Here is a 4,626-nt window from a genome sequence, read left to right as displayed (position 1 = left end):
GGGGGCCGAGCATGGGAAGCAGCGTGGATTGCCCTCCCCCGGAAATCTTGCTGAACGCTCGCTTTCCGACCCCTCCCGCTGCGCGGGCGGGGTTCTCAAAAAAACGTTACTGGCACAGCACTTAAAAACGGCACGACCTCGAAGGACTGAGCGAAGCGTCTCCGCTCTCCACCCTCCCTCTGGGAGGGTCGAGCGAAGCGAGGGGAGGGCCGAACCTCGACTCCGCCCCCACTCGTCGTCCTCTCCACGCCAGGGCACAGCTCTGATCTACGTGCTCGTGTGCCTGGGCATTTCAATTTCATTGGTGATGACCTCGTTAAAAAGCAGCCTGACACACCGCCGACAAACCAACCACCTCCTTCGAGTGGAACAAACCGATTGGCTGCTCGAAGCCGGATTGGTCCGAGCCCACCGACAACTTCGCGAAGACGACGCTTACACCGGAGAAACCTGGTCCGTCAGCGAAGCGATTCGCGGTGATGAACCCGCCGAGATCGAAATCGAAGTGACGCGAGACGATGCCTCCGAGGAATCCCTGACCATTCACGTGATCGCTCGGTTGGGCCAACAAGATCCCGAGAACCCGCGTCGCATCCAGCGGTCCAACACCTGGCAAATTGCTTCCGAGCTTTAGCCGCCCACGACACTCACCTGATCCCAATCCATTGCTCCACCGACTTTTTCAACCGGCCCCACCTCGAACCCAGGAATCTACCATGCCAACGAATTTCCCTTCCTCGTCACGGCGTGCATTCACGCTGGTCGAACTCTTGGTGGTGATCGCCATCATCGGCGTCTTGGTCGGCTTGCTGTTGCCGGCGGTCCAAGCCGCTCGAGAAGCGGCGCGGCGGATGAGCTGCTCCAACAACATCGCTCAACTCACCTTGGCGACTCACAACTACGAATTCTCGATGGAGCATTTGCCACCAGGAACCACCAACCCGACCGGGCCCATCGCCAACACACCCAATGGCGAGCACATCAGTTTCCTGGTTCGCTTGCTGCCTTACATCGAACAGCAGGGTACCGCCGACGACTTCGATTTAACCGCCAGCGTCTATGCTCCGGTCAATGCAAAAGTTCGCGCATATCAAATCTCCGCGTTCCTCTGCCCTTCGTTTCCATTTGGCATCAACGATGAAAAGACGGCTGGCCTGTCCAACTACGCCGGCTGTCATCACGACGTGGAAGCTCCGATCGATGAAGACAACAACGGACTGCTGTTTCTCAACAGCGAGGTTCGCTACAGCGACATCTACGACGGCAGCAGCCACACGATCCTGATCGGTGAAATGATTCCGACCCTCCAATCACTTGGTTGGGTGTCTGGGACCCGAAGCACGCTACGAAACACCGGCACAATGGTTGGCGGCGGGATTCGAATGATGGGCAATGCGGCCATCGACGAAAATCCGCCCGAGTTCGTCGGCGGCTTCGCCAGTGAACATCCCGGCGGCGGCAACTTCGGTTTCGCAGACGGCTCTGTCCGATTTCTTTCACAAAATACTGACCCGCAAATCTTCACCTACCTCGGCCACCGAGCCGACGGTGAATTTGTCGACGAGGAAATGTGATTGACTGTCGCCCATCGGCTCCGCCCGATGGAGTCATATGCTTCGCACCAACAGTCGCCCATTGGCTCCGTCCAATGGAGTCACCCGAACATACAACGACAGCATATTAGGCGAACCGTTCAACCCATCAGTTGAGTTCTCTATCCAGGAACGCTGCAAACCGCACTGGTCGCAAGCGGGAGCAATCGTGTTCATCACCTTTCGACTGGCCGATTCCATCCCCGCGGTAGTAATCGATCGATGGGATCGTGAACGGGTCGACTGGCTGCATCGAGCAGACCACCCCGAGGCCACAACGCTGAACTGGAAATCGATTGCCCACTCCCTGGAACAAAAACTGAAAGACACGTTCCAGAGACAATTCAGGCAGACGCACGAACGTTTTCTTGATGATTGTCACGGTGCGTGTGTCTTGAGACGTCCTGAGATCGCTCGCATTGTCGCCGATGCATTGCACCATTTCGACGGAATTCGCTATCGACTCGGTGATTTCGTCATCATGCCCAATCACGTGCATCTACTGGCGTCGTTTGCTGATCCTGACTCAATGTCGAAACAGTGCTTCTCGTGGCTTCATTTCACCGCCAAGAAAATCAACGCTGCGTTGGAACGGCGCGGAAAGCTCTGGCAATCCGATGCCTTCGATCATCTTGTTCGATCAGGTGAGCAATACGAATATCTGCGTCGGTACATCGAAGAAAACCCTGAGAAGGCAAACCTTTGCGAGGGCCAGTTTCTTCATTGGGTCAGCCCCGATGGCTGACACTCCGGTTTAGGTTGAGGGTCGCCGGATCTCGGCCCTTTCTCCATCGAGCGGAGTCGATGGGCGACAATCACACCCCTGATTCGCCCCAAAAAAGTACGACTTGCCAAAATCACACCTGGCTAGTCATACTCTGGGGCTCGAAAATTTCATTTCCCTGACAAACCACGCCGGCACGTCTGATGTCCAAGAGCAAGAAAAAAGCAGAAACCATTTTCCTGGTCTGCGAAGAAACCGGACAGTACAACTACACCCTCCGCAAAAAGCCTGGTGGGGAAAAGCTTCGTTTGAAGAAGTACAACCCCAACCTGCGCAAGCACACCTGGCACGCTGAAAAGAAAAAGTAAGCTTCTCAGCGCCGACTCTATTCAAGGACGACGGTCGATTTGAGTACCGATTCCAGCTCGATTTCCGATACCAACCAGCTTGTTGATTCCGGGACGAAGCGGGAATGGCGGATCACTCCGCACGATGCTCCGTTGGTCGAACAACTGATCCGCACCACGGGACTGCCTCCCGTCGTCGCTCAGTTGCTGGTCAGTCGCGGCGTTTATTCGCAAGAAGACGCCGCCACGTTCTTGGACACCAAACTGACCAGCCTGCGTGACCCGCAGTTGCTGCCCGGTGTGCCTGCCGCGACCGAAAAAATCCTGGCGGCCGCAGAAGCCAAGACGCCGATCGTCATCTACGGCGATTACGACGCCGACGGCATGACCGGGTCCGCGATCCTGGTCAATTGCCTGCGATTGATCGGGGCCGAGGTCAGCTACCACGTGCCCAACCGGCTCGAGGAAGGCTACGGCCTGAACGAGGACTCGATCCGCAAACTGGTCGCTCGCGGCAAGCAAATGATCATCTCGGTCGATTGCGGCATCGCCAGCCTGCAGTGCGCCAAACTCTGTCGCGAGCTTGGCGTGACCCTGATCGTCACCGATCACCACCAAATCGGCGACGAACTGCCCGACGCCGACATCATCGTCCACCCACGACTGCCCGGAACGGCTTACCCGTTTGGCGAACTCTGCGGTGCCGGCGTCGCCTTCAAACTCGCTTGGTCGCTTTGCCAAGCCAAATGTGGGCAAAAAAAAGTCACGCCACCGATGAAGCGATTCCTGATGCAATCGCTTTCGCTGGCCGCCATCGGAACCATCGCCGACGTGGTCCCGCTGCTCGACGAAAACCGCGTGCTGGTCAATCACGGCCTGCGAGTGATGCAGAACGAACCGCTGCCGGGTTTGTGGGAACTGATGAAGCTCACCAAACTCGACCAAGCCAGCGAATTGACCACCGAAAACATCTCCTTCGGGCTGGCTCCCCGACTGAACGCCGCCGGGCGACTTGGCCAAGCTCAACTGGGTATCGAGCTGCTGACGATCGAAGCCGGCGACCGGGCCGTGGCGTTGGCCCAGTACATCGACCAGCTCAACGGAACCCGTGACACGCTGCAGCGAAGCGTTCAGCTGGCCGCACAAAAGCAAGCCAAAGCGGACTTCGACCCTGAAAACGATCCCGCGCTGGTGCTTGCCGGAGTCGGCTGGCACACCGGAGTCATCGGAGTCGTTGCCGGACGATTGGCCGAGAAATACGCCAAACCCGTGATCATTCTCTCGCTCGACACCGCAGGCAAAGTCGACGCGACCGGATCGGGACGCGTCGGCGGCACGGGCATCAACCTTTACGAAGCCCTGCGTGAGTGCGAGGACCGACTGGTTCGCTACGGCGGTCACCCAGCCGCGGGCGGACTGACAATTCGCGAATCTGACATCGAAGCCTTCCGTGGTGACTTCTGTGAAGCCGTCTCGAAACAGTGGTCCGAGCAAGAATTGGCGCCGGCGATTCAAATCGATGCGGAAGCTCCGCTCGGCCAACTGAACCTGCAAACGATGAAGCAGATCGAAACGATGGCTCCGTTTGGCGCCGGCAACCCGCGTCCCGTGTTGATGGGCCGCGACATTCAGCTCAACGAACCAGCCAAAAAGATGGGCAAGGGCGAAAACCACCTGTCCGTGCGTCTGAAACAAGGCGAACGCGTGATCCGCGGCGTCGCCTTCGGTGCGGCGGATTGGTGCGAACCGCTGAACCAGCACAACGGCCCGATCGAGATCGCTTACCGGCCCGTCATCAACGAGTTCAACGGTTATCGCAGTGTCGAAGTTCACCTGGTGGACTGGCGAAAACAAGCCTGAGGCGGGCAAGAATCTGCCCCGCTCCTCCATAGGAGGTCGTGCAGTTTTACAAGCGCATTGCTCGCAAGTTTGAATTCACCCTCCTGAACGCAGTTGGGGAGGG

Annotated in this window: 5 protein-coding genes; all 5 read left to right on the top strand. The window is 57.8% G+C overall.

All coding sequences use genetic code 11. From position 1 onward, the window contains the following. Positions 1-307: 307 nt before the first annotated feature. The gene (locus tag B2R17_RS14275; RefSeq protein WP_286764507.1) at positions 308-634 is read left to right on the top strand and encodes a hypothetical protein; all 327 of its coding nucleotides are present in this window, start codon (positions 308-310) and stop codon (positions 632-634) included. Positions 635-716: 82 nt separating this feature from the next. Then, the gene (locus B2R17_RS14270) at positions 717-1,574 is read left to right on the top strand and encodes a DUF1559 domain-containing protein (RefSeq protein ID WP_286764506.1); all 858 of its coding nucleotides are present in this window, start codon (positions 717-719) and stop codon (positions 1,572-1,574) included. 37 nt (positions 1,575-1,611) lie between these two features. Beyond that, positions 1,612-2,337 carry a transposase gene (locus B2R17_RS14265; RefSeq protein ID WP_286764505.1) on the top strand — a complete coding sequence of 242 codons (726 nt, stop codon included), beginning with the start codon at positions 1,612-1,614 and terminating at the stop codon, positions 2,335-2,337. Positions 2,338-2,519: 182 nt separating this feature from the next. Then, complete coding sequence (gene rpmG / locus B2R17_RS14260; protein ID WP_007324504.1) at positions 2,520-2,684, top strand: 50S ribosomal protein L33; 165 nt, start codon at positions 2,520-2,522, stop codon at positions 2,682-2,684. A 39-nt stretch (positions 2,685-2,723) separates the two neighbouring features. After that, positions 2,724-4,523, top strand: a complete 1,800-nt coding sequence (gene recJ, locus B2R17_RS14255; protein ID WP_286764504.1) for a single-stranded-DNA-specific exonuclease RecJ — start codon at positions 2,724-2,726, stop codon at positions 4,521-4,523. The last annotated feature ends 103 nt before the right edge of the window (positions 4,524-4,626 follow it).

The organism is Rhodopirellula sp. UBA1907, assembly GCF_002337565.1.
Lineage (GTDB): Bacteria > Planctomycetota > Planctomycetia > Pirellulales > Pirellulaceae > Rhodopirellula > Rhodopirellula europaea.
The sequence above is the reverse complement of the archived record's forward strand: the minus strand, read 5'-3'. Positions and strand labels throughout refer to the sequence as shown.

What these genes read in the sequence shown, in the direction of transcription:
- B2R17_RS14275 (WP_286764507.1), top strand. Translation starts at nt 308, where the DNA reads ATGACCTCGTTAAAAAGCAGCCTGACACACCGCCGACAAACCAACCAC.
- B2R17_RS14270 (WP_286764506.1), top strand. Translation starts at nt 717, where the DNA reads ATGCCAACGAATTTCCCTTCCTCGTCACGGCGTGCATTCACGCTGGTC.
- B2R17_RS14265 (WP_286764505.1), top strand. Translation starts at nt 1,612, where the DNA reads ATGCTTCGCACCAACAGTCGCCCATTGGCTCCGTCCAATGGAGTCACC.
- rpmG (WP_007324504.1), top strand. Translation starts at nt 2,520, where the DNA reads ATGTCCAAGAGCAAGAAAAAAGCAGAAACCATTTTCCTGGTCTGCGAA.